Origin of the sequence: endosymbiont of Galathealinum brachiosum, from assembly GCA_003349885.1 — a bacterium.
GTDB lineage: Bacteria > Pseudomonadota > Gammaproteobacteria > SZUA-229 > SZUA-229 > SZUA-229.
The window spans coordinates 15,371-34,938 of record QFXC01000002.1 but is presented as its reverse complement, the minus strand read 5'-3'; the positions used below and the strand labels follow the sequence as shown (position 1 = coordinate 34,938).

At 38.5% G+C, this 19,568-nt stretch carries 20 protein-coding genes; 13 read left to right on the top strand and 7 right to left on the bottom strand.

Annotation, left to right across the window (positions count from 1 at the left end; translation table 11 throughout):
* Window positions 1-89 precede the first annotated feature (89 nt).
* From DIZ80_00205 to DIZ80_00185, 5 genes are all read left to right on the top strand, one after another.
* Window positions 90-2,291 carry a YgiQ family radical SAM protein gene (locus DIZ80_00205; protein RDH85933.1) on the top strand — a complete coding sequence of 734 codons (2,202 nt, stop codon included), beginning with the start codon at window positions 90-92 and terminating at the stop codon, window positions 2,289-2,291.
* 215 nt (window positions 2,292-2,506) lie between these two features.
* Window positions 2,507-3,337, top strand: coding sequence for an ion transporter (locus DIZ80_00200; protein ID RDH85932.1), 831 nt, complete (start codon window positions 2,507-2,509; stop codon window positions 3,335-3,337).
* Window positions 3,338-3,594: 257 nt separating this feature from the next.
* Window positions 3,595-4,113 carry a hypothetical protein gene (locus DIZ80_00195; GenBank protein RDH86153.1) on the top strand — a complete coding sequence of 173 codons (519 nt, stop codon included), beginning with the start codon at window positions 3,595-3,597 and terminating at the stop codon, window positions 4,111-4,113.
* Window positions 4,114-4,219: 106 nt separating this feature from the next.
* On the top strand, window positions 4,220-4,639 hold the full coding sequence (locus DIZ80_00190; GenBank protein ID RDH85931.1) for a hypothetical protein: 420 nt from the start codon (window positions 4,220-4,222) through the stop codon (window positions 4,637-4,639).
* A gap of 276 nt (window positions 4,640-4,915) precedes the next feature.
* A complete protein-coding gene (locus tag DIZ80_00185) occupies window positions 4,916-5,458 on the top strand; it encodes a hypothetical protein (protein ID RDH85930.1) in 543 nt (180 codons plus the stop codon).
* Between the two features lie 75 nt (window positions 5,459-5,533).
* On the opposite strand, the gene DIZ80_00180 is transcribed toward DIZ80_00185, so the two are convergent.
* The gene (locus DIZ80_00180) at window positions 5,534-6,523 is read right to left on the bottom strand and encodes a hypothetical protein (protein RDH85929.1); all 990 of its coding nucleotides are present in this window, start codon (window positions 6,521-6,523) and stop codon (window positions 5,534-5,536) included.
* A 68-nt stretch (window positions 6,524-6,591) separates the two neighbouring features.
* Here DIZ80_00180 and DIZ80_00175 point away from each other — a divergent pair, with 68 nt between their 5' ends.
* Window positions 6,592-7,602, top strand: a complete 1,011-nt coding sequence (locus DIZ80_00175) for a hypothetical protein (protein ID RDH85928.1) — start codon at window positions 6,592-6,594, stop codon at window positions 7,600-7,602.
* 168 nt (window positions 7,603-7,770) lie between these two features.
* Here the strand turns inward: DIZ80_00175 and DIZ80_00170 are convergent, their stop codons facing one another.
* The 3 genes from DIZ80_00170 to DIZ80_00160 form a co-directional block, all read right to left on the bottom strand.
* A complete protein-coding gene (locus tag DIZ80_00170) occupies window positions 7,771-8,406 on the bottom strand; it encodes a hypothetical protein (protein ID RDH85927.1) in 636 nt (211 codons plus the stop codon).
* 81 nt (window positions 8,407-8,487) lie between these two features.
* Window positions 8,488-9,048, bottom strand: coding sequence for a hypothetical protein (locus tag DIZ80_00165; GenBank protein RDH85926.1), 561 nt, complete (start codon window positions 9,046-9,048; stop codon window positions 8,488-8,490).
* Window positions 9,049-9,264: 216 nt separating this feature from the next.
* A complete protein-coding gene (locus DIZ80_00160; GenBank protein ID RDH85925.1) occupies window positions 9,265-9,456 on the bottom strand; it encodes a hypothetical protein in 192 nt (63 codons plus the stop codon).
* Between the two features lie 796 nt (window positions 9,457-10,252).
* Here DIZ80_00160 and DIZ80_00155 point away from each other — a divergent pair.
* Window positions 10,253-11,740 carry a YdiU family protein gene (locus DIZ80_00155; GenBank protein RDH85924.1) on the top strand — a complete coding sequence of 496 codons (1,488 nt, stop codon included), beginning with the start codon at window positions 10,253-10,255 and terminating at the stop codon, window positions 11,738-11,740.
* A 59-nt stretch (window positions 11,741-11,799) separates the two neighbouring features.
* On the opposite strand, the gene DIZ80_00150 is transcribed toward DIZ80_00155, so the two are convergent.
* Window positions 11,800-12,423, bottom strand: coding sequence for a hypothetical protein (locus tag DIZ80_00150; protein ID RDH85923.1), 624 nt, complete (start codon window positions 12,421-12,423; stop codon window positions 11,800-11,802).
* 218 nt (window positions 12,424-12,641) lie between these two features.
* On the opposite strand from DIZ80_00150, the gene DIZ80_00145 reads away from it, so the two are divergent.
* The gene (locus DIZ80_00145; GenBank protein RDH85922.1) at window positions 12,642-14,057 is read left to right on the top strand and encodes a hypothetical protein; all 1,416 of its coding nucleotides are present in this window, start codon (window positions 12,642-12,644) and stop codon (window positions 14,055-14,057) included.
* Between the two features lie 8 nt (window positions 14,058-14,065).
* On the opposite strand, the gene DIZ80_00140 is transcribed toward DIZ80_00145, so the two are convergent.
* A complete protein-coding gene (locus tag DIZ80_00140; GenBank protein RDH85921.1) occupies window positions 14,066-14,410 on the bottom strand; it encodes a hypothetical protein in 345 nt (114 codons plus the stop codon).
* Between the two features lie 229 nt (window positions 14,411-14,639).
* Here DIZ80_00140 and DIZ80_00135 point away from each other — a divergent pair, with 229 nt between their 5' ends.
* The 3 genes from DIZ80_00135 (at window position 14,640) to DIZ80_00125 (ending at window position 16,628) form a co-directional block, all read left to right on the top strand.
* On the top strand, window positions 14,640-15,245 hold the full coding sequence (locus tag DIZ80_00135) for a hypothetical protein (GenBank protein ID RDH85920.1): 606 nt from the start codon (window positions 14,640-14,642) through the stop codon (window positions 15,243-15,245).
* Window positions 15,246-15,494: 249 nt separating this feature from the next.
* Window positions 15,495-15,821, top strand: coding sequence for a hypothetical protein (locus DIZ80_00130; protein RDH85919.1), 327 nt, complete (start codon window positions 15,495-15,497; stop codon window positions 15,819-15,821).
* Window positions 15,822-15,965: 144 nt separating this feature from the next.
* The gene (locus tag DIZ80_00125) at window positions 15,966-16,628 is read left to right on the top strand and encodes a hypothetical protein (protein ID RDH85918.1); all 663 of its coding nucleotides are present in this window, start codon (window positions 15,966-15,968) and stop codon (window positions 16,626-16,628) included.
* Window positions 16,629-16,757: 129 nt separating this feature from the next.
* Here the strand turns inward: DIZ80_00125 and DIZ80_00120 are convergent, their stop codons facing one another.
* On the bottom strand, window positions 16,758-17,888 hold the full coding sequence (locus DIZ80_00120; protein ID RDH85917.1) for a 50S rRNA methyltransferase: 1,131 nt from the start codon (window positions 17,886-17,888) through the stop codon (window positions 16,758-16,760).
* Window positions 17,889-18,110: 222 nt separating this feature from the next.
* Here DIZ80_00120 and DIZ80_00115 point away from each other — a divergent pair, with 222 nt between their 5' ends.
* Together DIZ80_00115 and DIZ80_00110 are read left to right on the top strand one after the other, a co-directional pair.
* Window positions 18,111-18,995 (top strand): protease HtpX, encoded by an 885-nt coding sequence (locus DIZ80_00115; protein ID RDH85916.1) that lies wholly within the window; start codon window positions 18,111-18,113, stop codon window positions 18,993-18,995.
* A gap of 113 nt (window positions 18,996-19,108) precedes the next feature.
* Window positions 19,109-19,513 carry a hypothetical protein gene (locus DIZ80_00110; GenBank protein ID RDH85915.1) on the top strand — a complete coding sequence of 135 codons (405 nt, stop codon included), beginning with the start codon at window positions 19,109-19,111 and terminating at the stop codon, window positions 19,511-19,513.
* Window positions 19,514-19,568 lie beyond the last annotated feature (55 nt).

Sequence of the window (19,568 nt, the reverse complement as noted above, 5' to 3'; positions counted from 1 at the left end):
ACTGAGCAGGGGGCTTATGTATATTAATCACCATACCGCTTTCAGCTCATTACTTGGTATAATAGCGCTTTCAACTAAGTAATTTCTCTATGTCCGCTATTTCCGTCCCCGTTGCCAGAACAGCCCTGTTCGACTATCCAAAATACTGGGCCGAGTGTTATGGCACTGCCGACTTTCTCCCAACCAGCCGCGCTGAGATGGATGCACTGGGCTGGGATTCATGTGACATTATAATTGTTACCGGGGATGCTTATGTCGATCATCCCTCATTTGGCATGGCTATTATTGGCCGCCTGCTTGAAGGGCAGGGCTTTCGTGTTGGCATTATTTCACAGCCTGAATGGGACTCTAAAGACGCTTTCGAAGTGCTGGGCAAACCTAATCTGTTTTTTGGTGTGGCTGCGGGCAATATGGATTCGATGATTAACCGTTATACGGCTGATCGTAAAATTCGTAACGATGATGCTTATACACCTGGTGATATCGGTGGTAAACGGCCTGACCGTTCTTCACTTGTGTATGCGCAGCGTTGCAAAGAGGCCTGGACGGACGTGCCGGTGATTCTGGGTGGCATTGAAGCATCATTACGTCGCATTGCGCATTATGATTACTGGCAGGATAAAGTGCGGCGCTCAATTCTGGTGGATGCAACCGCCGACATGTTGTTATACGGAAATGCGGAACGGGCGATTGTTGAGGTAGCCCATCGGCTTGCACAGGGAGAGAGTATTGAGCAGATTACGGATGTGCGCGGCACCTCATTTGTGCGACGAGATACCCCCGAAGGCTGGATGGAAATTGATTCTACTCGCATCGATCGCCCGGGAAAAATAGATAAAATTGTAAATCCATATATAAATACGCAGGATATGAGCGACTGTGAACGTGAACGCCGTGATAATGCTTTTTATGGTGCTCAGTATAATGAGCAGGGTGAGGAAGTTGAGCTTAAGAAAATAAAACTAGATCGCAGTCAAAGTGTCATCCGTTTGCCTGCATTTGAAAAAGTGAGTAATGATGCGTCTTTATATGCGCATGCCAATCGTGTTTTGCACCTTGAAACCAACCCGGGCAATGCACGTGCGCTGGTGCAGAAACATGGCAAGGTTGATGTCTGGTTAAATTCACCACCCATTCCACTCACCATGGATGAAATGGATTATGTGTTTGCAATGCCATTTGCACGTGTGCCGCACCCGCAATATCAGGGCGAAAAAATTCCTGCTTACGAGATGATTCGTTTTTCAATAAACATAATGCGTGGCTGTTTTGGTGGCTGCACGTTCTGCTCTATTACCGAGCATGAAGGACGTATTGTTCAAAACCGTTCTAAAGAATCTATTATTCATGAAATAGAAGACATTCGTGACAAGGTGCCGGGTTTTACCGGTGTGATTTCAGATTTAGGTGGGCCAACGGCCAATATGTATCGTATTGCCTGTAAAACCCGCGAAATTGAAGCGGCTTGCCGTAAACCGAGTTGTGTTTACCCTGGTATTTGTCATAACTTAATTACCGATCATTCTGCACTTACGGAAATTTATCGAGAAGCACGTCACTTGCCCGGTGTTAAAAAAGTATTGATTGCATCGGGTTTGCGTTATGACCTGGCGATACGTGATCCGGAATATGTGAAAGAGTTAGTTACTCACCATGTGGGTGGTTGTTTAAAAATTGCACCCGAGCATTCAGAAGACGGGCCATTATCGAAAATGATGAAACCCGGCATGGGGAGTTACGATAAATTTAAACGTATGTTTGAAAAATATACGAAGCAGGCGGGTAAAGATCAGTATTTGATTCCGTATTTTATCGCGGCACACCCGGGCACAACCGATGAAGATATGATGAACCTGGCGTTGTGGTTAAAACGTAATGGTTTTAAGGCAGACCAGGTGCAGGCATTTTATCCATCACCTATGGCAACGGCCACGGCAATGTATCACACAGGTAAAAATCCGTTACGTAGTGTTAGTTATAAAAGTGAACCGGTTGAGAGTGTTAAAGACCCGGAGCAGCGTAAATTACATAAGGCTTTTTTGCGTTACCACGATTCAGCAAACTGGCCGCTCTTACGTGAGGCGCTCAAGCGAATGGGGCGTGCCGATTTAATTGGTGATGCAGACCGGCAGTTAATTCCAAAAGATCAGCCAGCGTCTAATAAAGATTACTCCGCCGCGCGCAGAAAAAACTCTGCATCTGCGCATAAACACCGACCCCATTCTAGTAAAGGAAAGGGTAAAAAAATTCTGACCCAGCATACGGGTTTATCGCCGCGGAAGAAGAAATAATATGAAACTGTTTGTCATTGTATTTTCACTGGCTCTATTATTTGTGATTGGTTCAGCAGGTATGATGCGTTATTTTGATAATAAACATCTGTCTAAAAAAACTGAAGATGGAGATGTAAAAGGGGACGGAGGGATTAAAAAATAATCCCTCCGTCCCCTTTTTATGTTATTTCAGTTATAATTCGCCCATTTTTATTGTTAAGTTGTAGTTTTATATGTCTTTAGATTTTCAGGCCCTTCAAGCGCGTTTAGTTCATTTACGTGAGAATAAAATATTCGAAACATTTGTGATCCTCGTCATTCTTGTTTCGGCTTTAGTTATTGGCGCAAAAACGTATGCTATTTCACCTGCTGCGCTTAATATGTTAAAAGTTTTAGATATTGCAGTTACCGCAATATTTCTTTTTGAAATTGTTATTCGCATGTTAGCGGAAAAGAATCTGTTCAGGTTTTTTAGTAAAGCCTGGAATGTATTTGATTTTATAATTGTGATGGCCAGTGTTCTCCCGATAGAAAATGGAGAGGCTGCAATGTTGGGCCGCCTGTTACGAATATTTCGTGTATTGAGGCTTATATCTATCATTCCTGAATTGCGAGTATTACTGGCAGCATTTGTCACGGCTATTCCGCGCATGGGATATGTCTCTTTATTAATGTTTATATTTTTCTATATATATGCCGCGATGGGCAGTATATTTTTTGCAAATATTAACCCTGTGCTCTGGGAAAATATTTCTATATCAATGTTGACGTTATTTCGTATAGCTACATTTGAAGACTGGACAGATGTAATGTATGAAACAATGGAGGTTTACCCGCTTAGCTGGTTATTTTATTTATCATTTATTTTTATTGTTGCATTTGTTTTTTTAAATATGATGATTGGAATAGTATTAGAAACCTTACAAACTGAGCATCAGAAAAATGACCGTGAAAATGGAGAAGGCGAAGCGGGTGAAGTGCATATCATAGAAGCAAGAACGCGAGAGATGGATCAGCGATTAATTAAAATAGAAGGTATGTTAGAAAAAATATCAAAGAATTAATGAGATTGGTGGTGAAGTAATTGATGTTAATAAATTGGATCTAGCCCCATTTATAGTAGTAATATAATGGTTGTCAGCTGGTTTTAGATGAATCAGACATTAGTTTAAATTAAAACAGTTAAGTAAACGTTTGCTAAATACACATGGTAGATATTAAACATATAATAGAGCGCTCTATTGAGCTTGAGAGAGTCCTGGTTCCGTTTCTGGATATGGATCTCTTTGATGACTCTGACCGGTTAACGGTTACGCGCACCGTGTGTAGCATTTCACTCGAGTATGCGAATAGTGCAAGGATATTAATAGAGGCGGGTAATTTTACATCTGCTATTGGTTTGATGCGCTTACAATATGAAGCCATTGTGCGTGCTGTCTGGTTATTATATGCGGCAAGTGATACAGCTGTTTCTAAATTAGCAGTGGAGTTAACACCAGAGACTGAGCAGAAGGCGAGTAATATGCCGATTCTCAGTTTAATGCTTAAACAGATTAATGAAAAAGCGCCCAGGCCGGCCACTCAAATGTTAAATGAGTTTAAAGGTGTGTCGGGTAAAGCAATGAATTCATTTGTGCATTGCGGCATACATGCTGTGAATCGACATGATTCCGGTTACCCGATACATCTCATCATTCAAATTTTACAAAACTCAAATGCTTTATCAATTATGAGCGGCATGTTGCTGGGTATTGTATCGGGTGATAAAAGTGCGGCTACTCGAATAAGTAAGATACAGCGCGAATATAAAGACTGTTTGCCACCTTTGAAATCAGCTTGACCGCTTCGTTTATTCCTTATTGATCAGGCATGGTTATTAGAAAAGGGGACGGAGGGATTATATTATAATCCCTCCGTCCCCTTTTTATAAATATGGCGTATAGTTAATGTTTCAAATGACATTATATTATAAGGAGCGGGTACTAATGCAAAACAAAACGGGTCTACCTGATAAACTTAAATCAGGCATGGAGAGTCTTTCTGGTTTAAGTCTTGATAATGTAAAAGTTCATTATAATAGCCCTAAGCCAGCTCAAATTGGAGCGCTTGCGTATGCGCAGGGAACTGATATTCATATTGGGCCTGGTCAGGAGAGATATTTACCCCATGAAGCCTGGCATGTTGTGCAGCAAAAGCAGGGCAGGGTAAAACCAACATTCCAAATGAATGGTACCGCTGTTCAGGCATCTATGTCAGGGCCAAGTGATGCTCAGGTTATTCGCATTAACGCTGCTTCATCCGGCCTTAATATTGTGAATGATGCAAGCCTTGAACGTGAAGCAGATAAAATGGCAAGAAAAGTATAAGCGCTAATTTTTCAGGGCCGGTTACTAATGATACTTAACGGTGTTATATGTAACCGGCTTTTTATTTGCTGTAATTTATGTTCAACAGTTCATTGTGGTCGCTGACTTCATAGTATTTATACTTTAATCAGTATCAAATTTAATAATTCCTAATATTAGAAAATTCTATGGTTATGCTGATCATTAAATAAGCGTGCACGGAGTTTCAATGTTTGAACTGGTTCAGGTTTAAGTGTTAATTTTTTCTATATAGTTTGACTAGATTTGTTTTTACCCATGCACGGCTGTTCTATAAATGAGAAAGTTATGGCTATCTGTTTTGACATGCAAATTAGTTTTTTAGACGAAACCATTAATGTTCACGAGTTTTCATCTCTTCTTGATGAAAAGGTAACACCCTATAAAAATATTCATTTCCACCCTTTAGACAATGCATTTCATGGCATTGACGGTGTATGTGAGGATCAGTTAAATATTATTCCTAAGAATGTTGGTTTAGCAGTTCCGTTTGATGATGGTGACTTTATGCATAAAGTTGATGATAAGGAATGTTTTAATCTTAGTCTTCATATGTATGAATTTATAAAGGACCTGCCTAAATATCAAATCGCTTTGGTGGGATGGGAAATAGGTAAATTATATGATTTTCTTATTTACAATGAGCAGGGAAAAATTGTAGATATAGAACCAACTGAAGGTCTGGTTATTTCAAATGAACTGTTCTCACTCATAAAAGATAAAGAGGACTGGGTTGTGTTTGACTCGAACCATATGTGGATACCCTGTGAGTCTGCATTGGGTAATTTATTTACTAACTAAATTCATTAAGAGTGTAAGAAGGGGCGGAGAGATTAAAGAATAATCTCTCCGCCCTTTTTGTTTATCAGTTTTTATCTAAGCTGACTCACCCATAAAAAATAATACGTCTTCAATGACTTTTTTATCTTTTAATATGCGGTGATGTCCAAGCCCTTCGGTTTCAATTGTCTGACAATCTGTCCAGTGTTTATCTACCGCTTTGAACTGATGCTGCGGAATTTCTTCATCATTCAGGTCATAAATTAACATGCCTTTGCAGTTGTTCTCTTCTAATAAACTGGCGGGTGACAGGTAATTCCAGACATCATCAACCTCAAGAATATCGATCATTCGCTGTTCAATAATATCGCGAAAACGCTGTGCTAATTTGGGGTTAAGGTTTAATACATCACTGTAGGTCTGGTGCATTTCATGGGCATCGAGATGAGGCCCGATTAATACCATCTGTTTCGGTGAAAAGCCACGTTGTGTTGCCACAACCGCAGCCATACCTCCAAATGAATGTGCCATTACCGTATCAACCTTACCTATCTGTTGTTGAATGGCGACCAGGGTATCGCAAAACTCAAGCAGGTGAGTTTGCTTGCCAGGGTTAACACCGTGTGCCGGTGCATCAAATGAGGCTACCTGATAACCTGCTTTAACCAGCCCGGGTATGAACTTACGAAACTGAAAGCCCGAGCCACTCCAGCCGTGCATCATGACTACCAGCGGGCCTTCGCCCCATAAATGCACCTGTATTATTTTGTCTTTTACCTGAACCTCTGTGCAGCTATCAGCCTGTTGCCAGAACTTAACTGTCCAGGGTTTGGCTTTGGTTTTAAATACGGTAAACCAGATATCACTGATGATTTTTGCTGCCCATTCGTTTCTAACGTGTGAAACAAAATTTAAAACGATGCCGAGCATTTGATAACTAAAGGGAATAACACGTTTATCGCGTGATGCTGATGCTAACTTAGGCTTTCTGGTTTTCATGGTTTTATCAACGGTTAGTGTTTGATGTGACATTTCGAACCCATCCTGTAGTTTGGCTGTAGTTTTTGTCTTTAGACTGGAATTCATTATCTCAGTTGATTTAGGTGTTGATAAGTGTCATATTTGACTTAATACTGGTGAAATTGGACATCGTCATGCGAATCGCGATATTACTCATGGATAATTGCTTTGGTAGTGGAATCCACAGCATTTTAGATACTCTCATCGCCACCAATTACACGTTGGTTAAATCTAACCATAAACCGCTGTTTGAATGGGATACGGTCTCCATCGATGGAAACCCCATAACACCAACTAATGGCCTGACTATTCAGCCTGATTACAGTCTTGAAAATTACCAGAATCTTGATACCCAGCCTGATGTCTGGATATTGCCTTCTGTGTTTCAGTCTTTATCGGCATTTGAGAGAGTAGAGGGTTTTCTGACTTCAGTTGAGCCCGTTATTCCAGTTATACAGAAACATTATGATCGAGGTGGGTTATTAATCAGTATTTGTAGTGGGGCGTTTCTGTTAGCCAAAGCCGGCCTTATGAATAACCTGCCAGCACTGATGCACTGGAAGAGTGAAGCCTTTTATCGACGTTTATTTCCCGGTTTAAAAATAGATACGCATAATGCGGTTGCTGATTACGGCAATATTATTAGTGTTATTGGTGGCAGTATGTCATGTGAACTCATGGTGATGCATCTAGTAGAACGTTTTGCAGGGCACCGCACGGCAGTTGATACGTCAAAATTATTAATGATGCATTTAAATGCACCTTCAACAAAAGCTTTTAGAACCAATGTAGAAACAACCGATCATGCAGATGAGCTTGTGTTACGTGCACAGCGCCACATTGAAAAACATAGCCATGAAGAAATAAATTTTAACAGCCTGTCAAACATGTTAAATATAAGTGACCGGCAACTCACTCGACGTTTTGTAAAATCACTGCAATGTTCGCCTTTACAATATTTACAAACCATTCGTATAAATCGTGCATGCAATTTATTAGAACTCACACAATTACCCTCAACTAAAATTGTTTATGAAGTAGGGTATAAAGACGAAAGTAGTTTTAGGCGTTTGTTTAAAAAACAGATGGAGATGACAATGGAGTCTTATCGTCAACAATTTGGCAGTCGGATGCAGCCAGGGTAAAAGAGGGGGGAAAGCAGAGTGACTGTAGGAGTTAGCTTCAGTTGACAAAGTAAAAAACGATGCGAAATAAGAATAAAGGGGACGGAGGGAATAATTTTTAATCCCTCCGTCCCCTTTTTAATTTACATCGTCAGCCCATGTTGATAGATTTGGATAACTCCTACGTAATTATTTAATCATATTACTTGCTTCCATATCACTAACTACCAGATTTTCAAGTTCTGCGATTATTTCTTCAGTAGAAGTCGGGTTAAAACTTTCTGTTTTAGCTGACCAGATCATTTTTTCAGTAGACACGTTATATAATTTTGTATCTATTTTTAATAGAGAGTCGGTTACCGTGTTTCCCTGAGTATAAACAAACGAATGAGACAGGTTGTAGTAGCCATACATGCCATAATTTCGTCCCATATTTGGAATATAATCAACAGATCCTGCAGTCACACGATCCTTCTGAATTAAACCATGTGTGGTGACAATAAGCACACCATCAGCACCTACTTTTTCAACCACATCAAGGACGGTTTCCTTGTTTCCATTGTTTTTCAAATCTGGTATTAGTGAGTAACTAGTAATGCCTGTTCTATTTTGTGTGGTCAGTAGCTCAGAAAACTCATCTTCAAATTTGCGTCTGTTTTCTTCCTTATTAATCACACCAATAACCAGTATTTTACTTAGAGCGGGGCCTTTGTAGTCCGGATCGTTCCAGTTTTCAATATAATGTGTCGTGCTGCAAGCATTTAGTAATATTGAGCATGCAGTGAATAAGCCGAAAAATATGACTTTATTTATCTTTGAAATCATCTTGCGTTCCATCTGGTTTATTAAAAAAAGGGGACGGAGGGATTAAATTTTAATCCCTCCGTCCCTGTTAAGTTTGCTTAATTATGAAATGCTGGTGGCTGGTTCTTTAAAACCAATAGCTGCTGCGATGCCGGCAACTAATAATCCAGCCAGGATAAAAATAGGGCCTATGCCCGTTTCAAGTAGTGTATTGGCCCATGTTAATTCAAATACAGTAGATAAATATAACATTCCGGAATGCATAATCGTGCCGATAATAAATAACCAGCTAATTAACTGTTTTAACCAGACGGCTACTGCCAAAAAACCTATAACGAGGCCGGTGACAATATTTAATAAAGATTCTAAATTGCCATGTGCATGAGCCCCGCCTTTGATGCGATCTATAGATGATTCAATATGCATTAGTTTGTTTAAACTTAAAATAGTGTCAACGTTTGCTTTTGCTATCTGCTCACCGTTTAATGGCTCAAGATCTTCCTCGAAGTCATTTTGCTTCAATAACTGAATTCGACTAACCGCTGTCTGTTTCTCGCCTGATGCAGCGCCATAGTCTTTATACATATCAACCATAACCGGGCCGAGTGCTGCGGTGAGAACCAGATAGAAAAAACCGAAAACAATGTTCTTTTTACCAATCATGACAAATACTCCAGAAGTTGATAATGCAGACAGATAATAGCAAACTTTTGACGTATTTATTAACTTTGCTCGTGATAACACCTGTAACTTGTAAACTGTAGTGTCTCAGGCATGTTAAGGGGGGAGATTAAAATGCAGACATAAAAAAGACCGCTTTGCTTAAAGCAGTCTTAATATGTTGTTGTTATTTTATTTATTATAGGTATTTATTAGATATTAAAGCAGATTAATAAATGCTTTTTCCATTTCATGTTCTGCTTCTATACGTGAATATTTCATTTCTACAGTGTGTGTTTTACTGTTGGTCGGAGTACTTTTTTTATAATTTTTATCAAGTAGAAGGCTCATAAGTCTTGATGAGTGCTGTGGTGAATAATCAGTGGTTTCGATTTTTTTTGCTGCTACCATAATTTAATACCGCTGTTGATGGTTGTTCTGCTAAGTATAGAGATGTTTTAACTATTTAATTAAGTCTGGTTCACGTTTTTAAGACGAAATTGGGCCTTAATGTAGAGGTGTATCACAAAATAGCTGGTTATGTGTTTATTTACCTGAGCATATCACCATGTGATATGCTTGTGCATTGTGGTGAAATATCACATGCGGTTCAGGTATAATATCCGGTACAACAGTTAAATGAGAGCAGGTTATAGTTAATAGAATTTTTAAATCGATTGTTTGTTTTAGAAATTATTTCTGCGACACTTTCCATATCTGCAATGCGGGATATAAAGTTGAAAAGAATATTGAGCTTGTTGATAACCTGATTAAAAAATAGTTTCATCAAAAGCAGTACTGGATAATTCTAAAGTGTCAAATATCCAACAGGCTGATTTTAATGGTGATGGTATAGATGATCTATCTTCTATATTTATACCTTTTAAAAATATAGGGATTAAAATAAACTTATACAATCAGATTATTGAATTACCCTGATCAAATTTCGTCTGATAAATATCATAAATCAATAGTTATCTTTCATGGAATAAAGGTGGTTGGTTATCAAATGCGACTCAAAGTTTCGTTCTTCTGGATACAACCGGAGTACTTGAAATACCGTAATAGCTGATAAGCTGAATACTTTTAACACATCAATAAATCATAGTTGTACCCTTTTAATTTATATAATTCCACAAGTTATCTAAGCCTATCTTACATCACATGCACGCTAAACTAGGTTATACACCGAAAAGAAGATATAAACTTGAAATATATTCCATTAAGTAATCGTTTTTTAGAATTAGGCAGGCAATTTTATAATAAATGCCGCCCGGTGCCTGTTAGCGCACCGACATTAATTAAATATAACGAAAATCTAGCAACCACGATGGGGTTATCTTCGGATGATTTTTATTCATCTGATGCGGCATTGTTTTTTTCAGGCAACCAGTTGTTTGATAGTTGTGAGCCATTAGCGATGGCATATTCCGGGTCTCAGTTTGGGCAGTTTAATCCCCAGTTGGGTGATGGGCGTGCAATATATCTAGGCGAGGTTAATCATCCGGATGGTGACTGTTATGATATGCAGTTAAAAGGTTCAGGCCGAACGGCTTATTCTCGTAATGGTGACGGGCGCTCGGCACTGGGACCGGTTTTACGTGAATATCTGGTGAGTGAGGCTATGTTTAAATTAAATGTGCCCACTACGCGAGCACTGGCGGCGGTTACTACCGGCGAAGAGGTGGCAAGGGAAAGTTTGACACCGGGTGGCATTCTTACACGTATTGCATCAAGTTTTATTCGTGTGGGTACGTTTCAGTATTTTGCTTCTAGTGGTGACCTTAAGTCTATTAAGAAATTAGCCGATTATGTGATTGAACGAAATTATCAAGCTATTCAGGACGTAGATAATCAGTATCTGGAATTTTTTAAATCTGTAGTTGAACGTCAGGCTAAATTAATTGCGCAGTGGATGCAGTTAGGTTTTATTCATGGTGTGATGAATACGGATAATATGTCGATAGCAGGTGAGACGATTGATTACGGCCCCTGTGCTTTTATGGACGAATTTGATCGCAATCAGGTATATAGCTTTATTGATCGGGGAGGTCGATATGCGTACAGTAATCAACCTTCTATTGGTTTGTGGAATTTAACTCGACTGGCTGAAACATTGGTGCCGTTATTTTCTGATGATACCGATAAGGCAGTTGAGCTAGCAAAGTCTGTGCTGCAATCTTATGAAGGCAGTTATGATAATGCCTGGTTAGCGGGGATGCGTGACAAGTTGGGTTTAACACCTGACGCTGATAATAATGAAGAAGATAAAAGACTCATTGAATCATTATTTGAAATCATGCATGTGAAGCGAGCAGATTTTACACTTACCTTCTTTTATCTTTCTCGTCTTGATATGAAATATTCAAGTTTAGATAAAAAATTTAAAGCGTTATTTGATAATTCAGAATCGATAGAATCCTGGCTGTCAAAGTGGCGCGAAAGATTAACTAAAGAATCGTTAACAAATGAGCAACGCCAGCTTAATATGCAAACAGTTAATCCGGTTTATATCCCTCGTAATCATTTGATTGAAGCAGTAATAAGAGCGGCTGAAGACAATAATGACTTTACTCTGTTTCATGAACTACATTCAGTATTAGAAAATCCGTTTAGTTTACAGGAGGGCATGGATAAATACATGTTGCCACCCGAACCGGAAGAAGTTGTTGAGAATACATTCTGCGGAACATAAATTTAGTTAAAACTCTGTAGGTGCTCCTTCAGGTGCACATTTATGATGTTAATTAATAATTACTCAGTTAATTTTCTGGCAATTTCATCATAGCCTTTTTCAATTGCCCAGTCATAAGCTGTTTTGCCTGTTGCATCTTTTAAGCTGACATCAGCGCCGGCTTCTAACAGAGCCACAACATTATCGTAAAGGCCTTCTTTTGCGGACCAGATTAATGCGCTCCAGCCGAGATCTTTTTCCTGTTCATTTATATTGGCACCCTTGTCAGCCAGTAATTTTATGATACCTGCATTATCAGAACCCGATGCCACCATTAATACTGAATATCCACCCTTATCTTTAGCGTTAACATTTGCACCGGCATCAAGTAATAATTTTGCCACTTCGCCGTGTTTGTTCTGGGCTGACCTCATCAAAGGAGTCCATTCACAGGAGTCTCTCTGGTCAGGGTTGTCTATTTCTTCAAGGAGTGATGCTACTGTGCTTACATCACTGTTTTCAGCGGCTAGATAAAGTGGGGTTCTACCTTTGTCATCACGTATTTTTTCTTCAGTAAAGTCAATCTGAAAGGCGCTGATCAGTATTAATGCTATGGAAATAGAGTATATCCCGGGGTGCCGATAGATAAGTTGTTTGATTATTTCAATATTCATTAATGATTTACAGATAATTACGCTGCGCATTGATTATAGTGTGGTTGACCTGATTAGATGATATTACTGATATACGTGATAAGTCATTGTGAATAATCAATCGAGCTAAACATAGATTATGAAGCCTGGATGCAGGAGGGGCAGTTACTGATTATATAAGACGCGATTATCCGTATTAATATAAAAAGTTGATTTATATACAGCAATATTCTAAATTCGCTATGTTCATGAATTTATTAAGGTAAGCCATGTTTAAACGGACTCATCAGCTGTGTTTATTTCTTTTTATATTACTAAGTAGTGTTAACTCGCAGGCAAATGTATCACCTGTTGTATTACAAACCAGCTTTAAAATAGGCGCATGGCAACCATTACCTGAAAATAAGATTAAATCAGCTTCAGTTGACTCTGCTCTGAGTGAAATATCGAAAACCAGACGTTTTGCATTTTTTACCAGTTCTCAGCAAGGCTTAAAAACCGGAACATTAAAGATTAGTATCAAACTTGTTGAAGCGGCTGAAACAGCGACGGTGAGTATATTATTACAACAGGTAGAAGGTGAGTCTGTTTCCAGCACCCATTCAGAATCTTTAAAGAATAAAGATTTTGACGGAATTTATAAGCAGTTTCAGAAAGCAGGGGAGATGGCGGGTAAGAAAATAGTAAAAACACTTGAGTCGCATCCGCAAGCAGTGGCTAACATAAAAGTTCATCCCCGTGATCAGGCTCGAATACGCTATCTGGAAAGTCAGATAATCAATATTAATAACAAAATCATACAACAACCAGAAAATGACTCTGTTCGAAGTGAAGCCAAACTTGAGTTTATTTTAAATGAATTATCTTCAATGAGAAATGCATATGCTGATCTGGCTAAAAAAGAAGATATTCAAAAGCAGGGTGTAAAAATAGATAAGGTATTAACTGAGGTTGGAGCCCTAAGTAAAAAAATAGATAATAAACCCTCAACTCAGATCAATGTAAATCAGAGTTATGTAATTGAAAACCCGTTATTAGGTCAGAATAAAATATCCGGTAAAGCTGAGCCCGGCCGTGACGATGAAAAAGCGCAGCAACTTTATAATGAATCGCAGGACTTTAAACGATCTAAAAAATATAGAAAGGCTGAATATAATTTACTTAAAGCGATGAGATTATCAATATCATCTGATTTGAGTAGTTTAATACTGGATGAGTTAAATTACTCTTTACCCATGTTTGAAGCACAGGCTCTGGCTATTGATCTTGGGAGAGATTTTCAGAAGTATAGCCGCACGGGTAAAGATAAAATAATGTTGAGTCAAATTAACACTATATATAAGAAAGCCCTGAAAAATAATCAACATGACTTTCAGCGAACCAGAGAAATACAGCAAAAACTAGATCAGCATCATACTACCAGTCATGCAATGAATGCGGTTGTGTCGTCGCAGTACAAAATGCATGCACATACCATACATATGTATATGAGACAGAATCAGGCGATGATGGGGGAGTACCCGGATAAACAGAAGTTTAAAGAACTGCTTAAACAGGCCGGCCTGAGATATGAGGTGATTTCCTATCAGGTGTCTGCAGATAAATACACAGCCAGGTTGAATTCAGGCTCGGGTGGGGGCTTTAGTTTGAAGGTGGATGAGTATGGTCAGCTTGAAGTTAACTAGAAAACCCATTATAAGTAATCGCACCAGATAACATCATTGTCTATTTTTGAATAAGCATTACTTGTTGTATTGCAGTGGTAAATAGCATATTCCCATCTATTGATTAACATTTCTCTATTAAACAAACAGTCTAGTAGTCTTTTCTGTCCTTTTATTAATTCTCTAATAATATCATCTTGCTGGTTGTCGGGATTAAACTGTACGATTACTTCGTCCAGCTCAGGGTGATTAATGATGTATGCAATTACAATATTTTCAGCATAAGTGACATTAATATGAGGTTGTCCGGGTTTCAGGTCTATAACGCCTTCAGACCAGCCAGTTAGTGGTGAATTATTATCAACTTCAATCATATTTTAAGCTTTAATTATCTAGTAGTAGTTATATAAGACTGACTTTTTCATAAAGTATCAGGGTTAATATATAGATATTTGCATATGATCGTTATCGGGTCTTTAAACCTGGATAATATTAATCTTTTTTAAATAATACCCTGATGTTTTTCCATAACACTCGTCCTGTTAATTAACTGTTTTATAAATATTTATAAAACTCAATTTAACTAACTTATGGGTGTTTACCATGTTTAAAAATATAATAACATTAATAGCTGCTTTTGCTTCATTCGCTGTGATGTCTGACTTATCAGCAAACATTAATGAAGCAGAGGCTTTGCACCAGGTTTCTGATGTAAAAATATATTCTTCTGATAATTGCGGTCCCTGTTTAGAATTAAAAAAATCATTAAAGAATCTGGGAATTAAAGATGGTTTTGAATATGTCGCATATAACGGTGAAACACGATATGTGAATATTGAAATAGTTGATGTAACGGATACAAGTTATGAAGAGGATGTTAAGTTAGGAAAATTGACAGATTATGTGCCTGAAATTCACCTGATTGATAATGGCAAAACGTTATTTGCAGGAGCGATGAGCCGCTATTATGGGCTTGATGAGGATTTACAGGAACGTAGAGTGATTGAATATTTAATAAATAGTGGTTATACAGAAACTTATCTGCAGGAAGTTGAGGAATTTGATGATGAATTGACGAGTTTAATTACCCGGTTTTATGATGAACAGGATGATACTGTTCAAGGTGTATTAACATCAAGTATATATGTTATTGACAGAGTTGAAGGCGATACACTTGATCTGTTTATGAAAAGTATGAGTGATAATTAGATTTTATAATTACTCTTAAATGCATTGAATATGTATATATATCAAAGGTTTATTGTGTTGTTCTGAGATTGATTGTAGATAAATGCCGGTTTAGTGAAAAGCTTACTATTAGTATTTAATATGTGTAGTGCTCGTTCATAAAAAAATTCTATATAAAATGTCAGAACAATATACTTTGAATGTGCTATTACTAAAGTAAGTCGCACGTAATATTGATACAGTCAGCAGCAGCTTATACAGGACAGTATTATGCAAAATGAAAATAATCGTTCTCACTTCAGGCTTTCTTATCCACATTCTGTTTGTCCCAAACTTATCATGGATCATGATCAATACGATATTGAAAACGTATCAGAGTGCGGCGTTAAAGTTATCGCCGGAGATGATATGGAATTTATGGTAGATGATTCTTTTCTGGCTACTATTCATTTTTCAGATGGGAAAGAATTCGGGCTAGGTGGGCAGGTTGTGCGCACTGAGGGAAATTATGTCTGCCTGCATCTTGATGCTCCTTTACCAAAAAGTATTTTACGTAAAGAAGTGCTGCTTGTGATGCATAATTACCCTTATCATTAAGCGTTAACTTTACTTGTTACAGTAAAACTCGTCTTTTACATCAATCAAGTCGGATTCGTTCGGCTTAATTTGTTTGCCTGTGTTCAAATTACCTTATAATGGCGTAAATTAATTTTCCTGAATCAATGAAGCCGTTTTAGAAGTATGAATCCGTCATCTCGCCTGGGCCCGCGCCTTAATACCATTCTTGAATTTATAACACGTGTACAACAGGATAAACCTTATCCATGTATATGGGACTGTTGTTGTGATCATGGTTATCTTGGGATTAAAATTCTTAGTGAAAACCTGTGTGAGAAACTGGTATTTGTCGATCAGTTGCCACACTTAATAGAGCAGTTATCAAATAGGTTAACTCCTTTTTGTACGGACAATGACAAAATTGGTAATTATGAATTAATAACCGCTGATGCCGGCGATTTATGTTTTGATGCTCAGCAACGTCACCTTGTGATACTGGCTGGCGTGGGCGGGGAGACATCGGTAGAGATAGTGACAGGCATTGAACAAAATCACCCTGATGTACAGGTTGATTATATCTTTTGCCCCAGTGCCAGTCATAATGCATTGCGAGAGTATCTGGCGATAAATGATTTTGGACTGATGTTTGAAACACTAACGTGTGAGAAGCAACGTTATTATGAAATAATGTATGTAAAGGGAAAATCAGCCAAAGATGAACTGCCCCGCGTTACGTTAACATGCACATTGTGGGAAGAGGATAATGAGGATCATCAACGTTATCTAGCGAAAATTAATGCACCCAGAGCGTCTAAAAAACCGAAACGTAAAAGGTGTAAAATATAACTTACTGTCCTGTTAGCTTAATCTTGTATCGTCATTTTCGAATGCTTTTGTCGAAATCCAGCGACTATACAGACTTAATGCACTAGATATCCGACACAAACATTCGCAGATGACAGAATTCAGTTATATTTATTTAACCGCTTTCAGAATAACAAACTTTTTATTACTGGCAATCATTTCACAACGACCGAATAGTTTCTTCAATTTAATATGATAACCAAGGTGGCGATTGCCCACGATTATAATTTCACCGCCGGTTTTAAGTTTATCTTTGGCTTCTTTAAACATTTGCCATGCAATAAAATCACCCACTACATGATTCTGGTGGAAGGGTGGGTTGTTTATAATTAAATCCAGTGAGTTATTATCTATACCTTGCAAACAGTCCGTCACTTTAAAGTCGCATCGTGAAGCATCTTCAACGAGTTGCTTAACATTTATTTTTGCAGATTCTACAGCCATATAAGACTCATCTACAAAACTGACTTTTGCCATTGGGTTCAGGTGCGCAGCAGTTATACCTAACACGCCATTGCCACAGGCTAGATCGAGTATCTGACTATACTTTGTCGATTGAGGAATGAACTCCAGCATGAACCGGCTGCCCAGATCTAATTTTTCACGCGAGAAAACATTAGCATGATTACTAAATGTTTCGTCGGTTATATCTATTTTATATTTTGTTGGATAGGGTGACTTGCCGGGTTTAAGTGCAGAATCGAATTTACAGTGAACAAGTCGCGCTTTTTTTCTGGCTAATGATGTTGTGGTTGTTCCTAGAATACGCTCAAATAATTTAAGTGTTGAGCTATGAATGTGCTTGCTCATAGCGGCGGCAAGAATAACGGTTTTTTCATCGCAATAATCACGAATTCGGTATAACTCATCTTCGAGCATGGCCAGATTTTTCGGTATTTTTATAATGACAAGATCATAAGTGCCTTGCAGTGGCTGGAAATTATTCTGTAGTGTAATGTTTCCTTCATTGATCTCATTCGTTTTTGCATTTTCAATAATGCCCTGATGTGAAATAAATGAATCTGAAATAGTGCAGGGTTTGTAGAGCGCAAGTGAAACACTTAATGCGCCGAATGCATCATTTAAAATAAGTGGCCTGGATGATTCGTTCAGTAATGCCTGTTCATGTAGATGTACTAAAATAAATTCATCTGCCGCATCCCAGGCGCGTAGTTGGTCTTTGGGGCGAATTGGGTAACGATTTAATGTAAATTTGCCCTGAGGGGCTTCAAGTATATTCATGGGGGGTAGTTTAAACTGTTGGGCTTAGTAATGTGTTATTAATTGTTGGTTGCATACCTGAAGTTGTTTAATTCAAGATATAAAAGCACGCTATAACGCTAATTTACATCGTAAGCAGAAATTTCCCCTTTAAATATTTGTAATAACCCTTATATTTAGTCATATATATTGAGTCTTCAGGCTCATGTGTCGTTTTAAAATTAATTAGTTTTAGAGGTAAAGATGTTACGTATTGGTCTATTTTTATTAACAAATATCGCAATCATGATAATTATCAGTCTGGTTTTCAGTCTGTTAGGTCTCGAATCTACGCTGGCTCAAAACGGGGTTGATCTAAACCTTGAAGCATTGTTAATCATGTCTACCGTTATTGGTATGTCTGGATCGTTTATCTCTCTGGCTATGTCCAAGTGGTCTGCCAAGCGTATGATGGGTGCAGTGGTAATTACTGATGCAAAAGATAATACTCAGCGCTGGTTATTACAAACGGTTGAAAGACAGGCTCAACAGGCCGGTATCAAAATGCCTGAAGTGGCTATTTTTGATTCTGCCGATGTAAATGCCTTTGCTACCGGCATGAATAAAAATGCAGCGTTAGTTGCGGTTAGTACCGGTTTACTGGCAAATATGAAGCAGGGTGAAATAGAAGCCGTATTAGCTCACGAAGTAAGTCATGTGGCCAATGGTGATATGGTTACACTGGCGCTGGTGCAGGGCATTGTTAATACGTTTGTTATCTTCTTCTCCCGTATAGTGGGCCATCTGGTTGATAGAGTGGTGTTTAAAACACAAAGAGGTTATGGGCCTGCTTATTACATAACCAGTATTGTGGCGCAAATTGTTTTTGGTATTCTGGCCAGTTCTATTGTGATGTATTTTTCCAGACGTCGAGAGTTTAGAGCGGACGCGGGTGGAGCACATTTAGCGGGCTCAGGTAATATGGTTGCTGCATTGCAGCGTTTACAGAGTATTCATCAACCGGCTCATATGCCGGACCAGCTCGCAGCATTTGGTATTAATGCCAGCGTAGCAAGTGGTATTCGTAAACTGTTTATGAGTCACCCGCCTTTAGAGGAACGTATTGCGGCGTTGCAGGCTGCGAGATAGTTTTTCACCCACTGAATGCCTGTTTCGGGGCTCTCGCTTTTTTAGTGTTTATGTCGCTGCTTTCCAATATCTGTATAGGAGAGCAGTGAGGTACGTTATATTGATATTGCATTATGATTAAAACACTATGTCCATTTTCAAAGCCCATTATTGGCAACTGGTGTAAATGCCAGTACGCTAACCTGGATGATCGTTGTGCCGGAAAAATGACCTGTTTACAGGCCGATGATTACATTTCCGATTGTTATGATCTGGTTGATGTTTTTAAAGAGCAGTCGCGCTTTATTCTGGGTTTAAACCAGCACGAGCAGGCTTTAACTCACATGCAATTAATGAAAATTCGTTGTGGTGGGCTTCTTGGAATGCAGCGAATATTGTCTGACCAGCTGGATGAGGTGCCGGATGTATTAGGTGTTAAACATCTGGCTGAACAGAAATATGGAGATGTATCGAATTTTCCATTTAATGAAATTGTCAGAGATATTAAAGATTTCACTCATCGTAAAAAACGAGGTTAATTTCAATAATAAAAATGTGACAGATAACCATATTATAAAAGATCATCAGGTATAG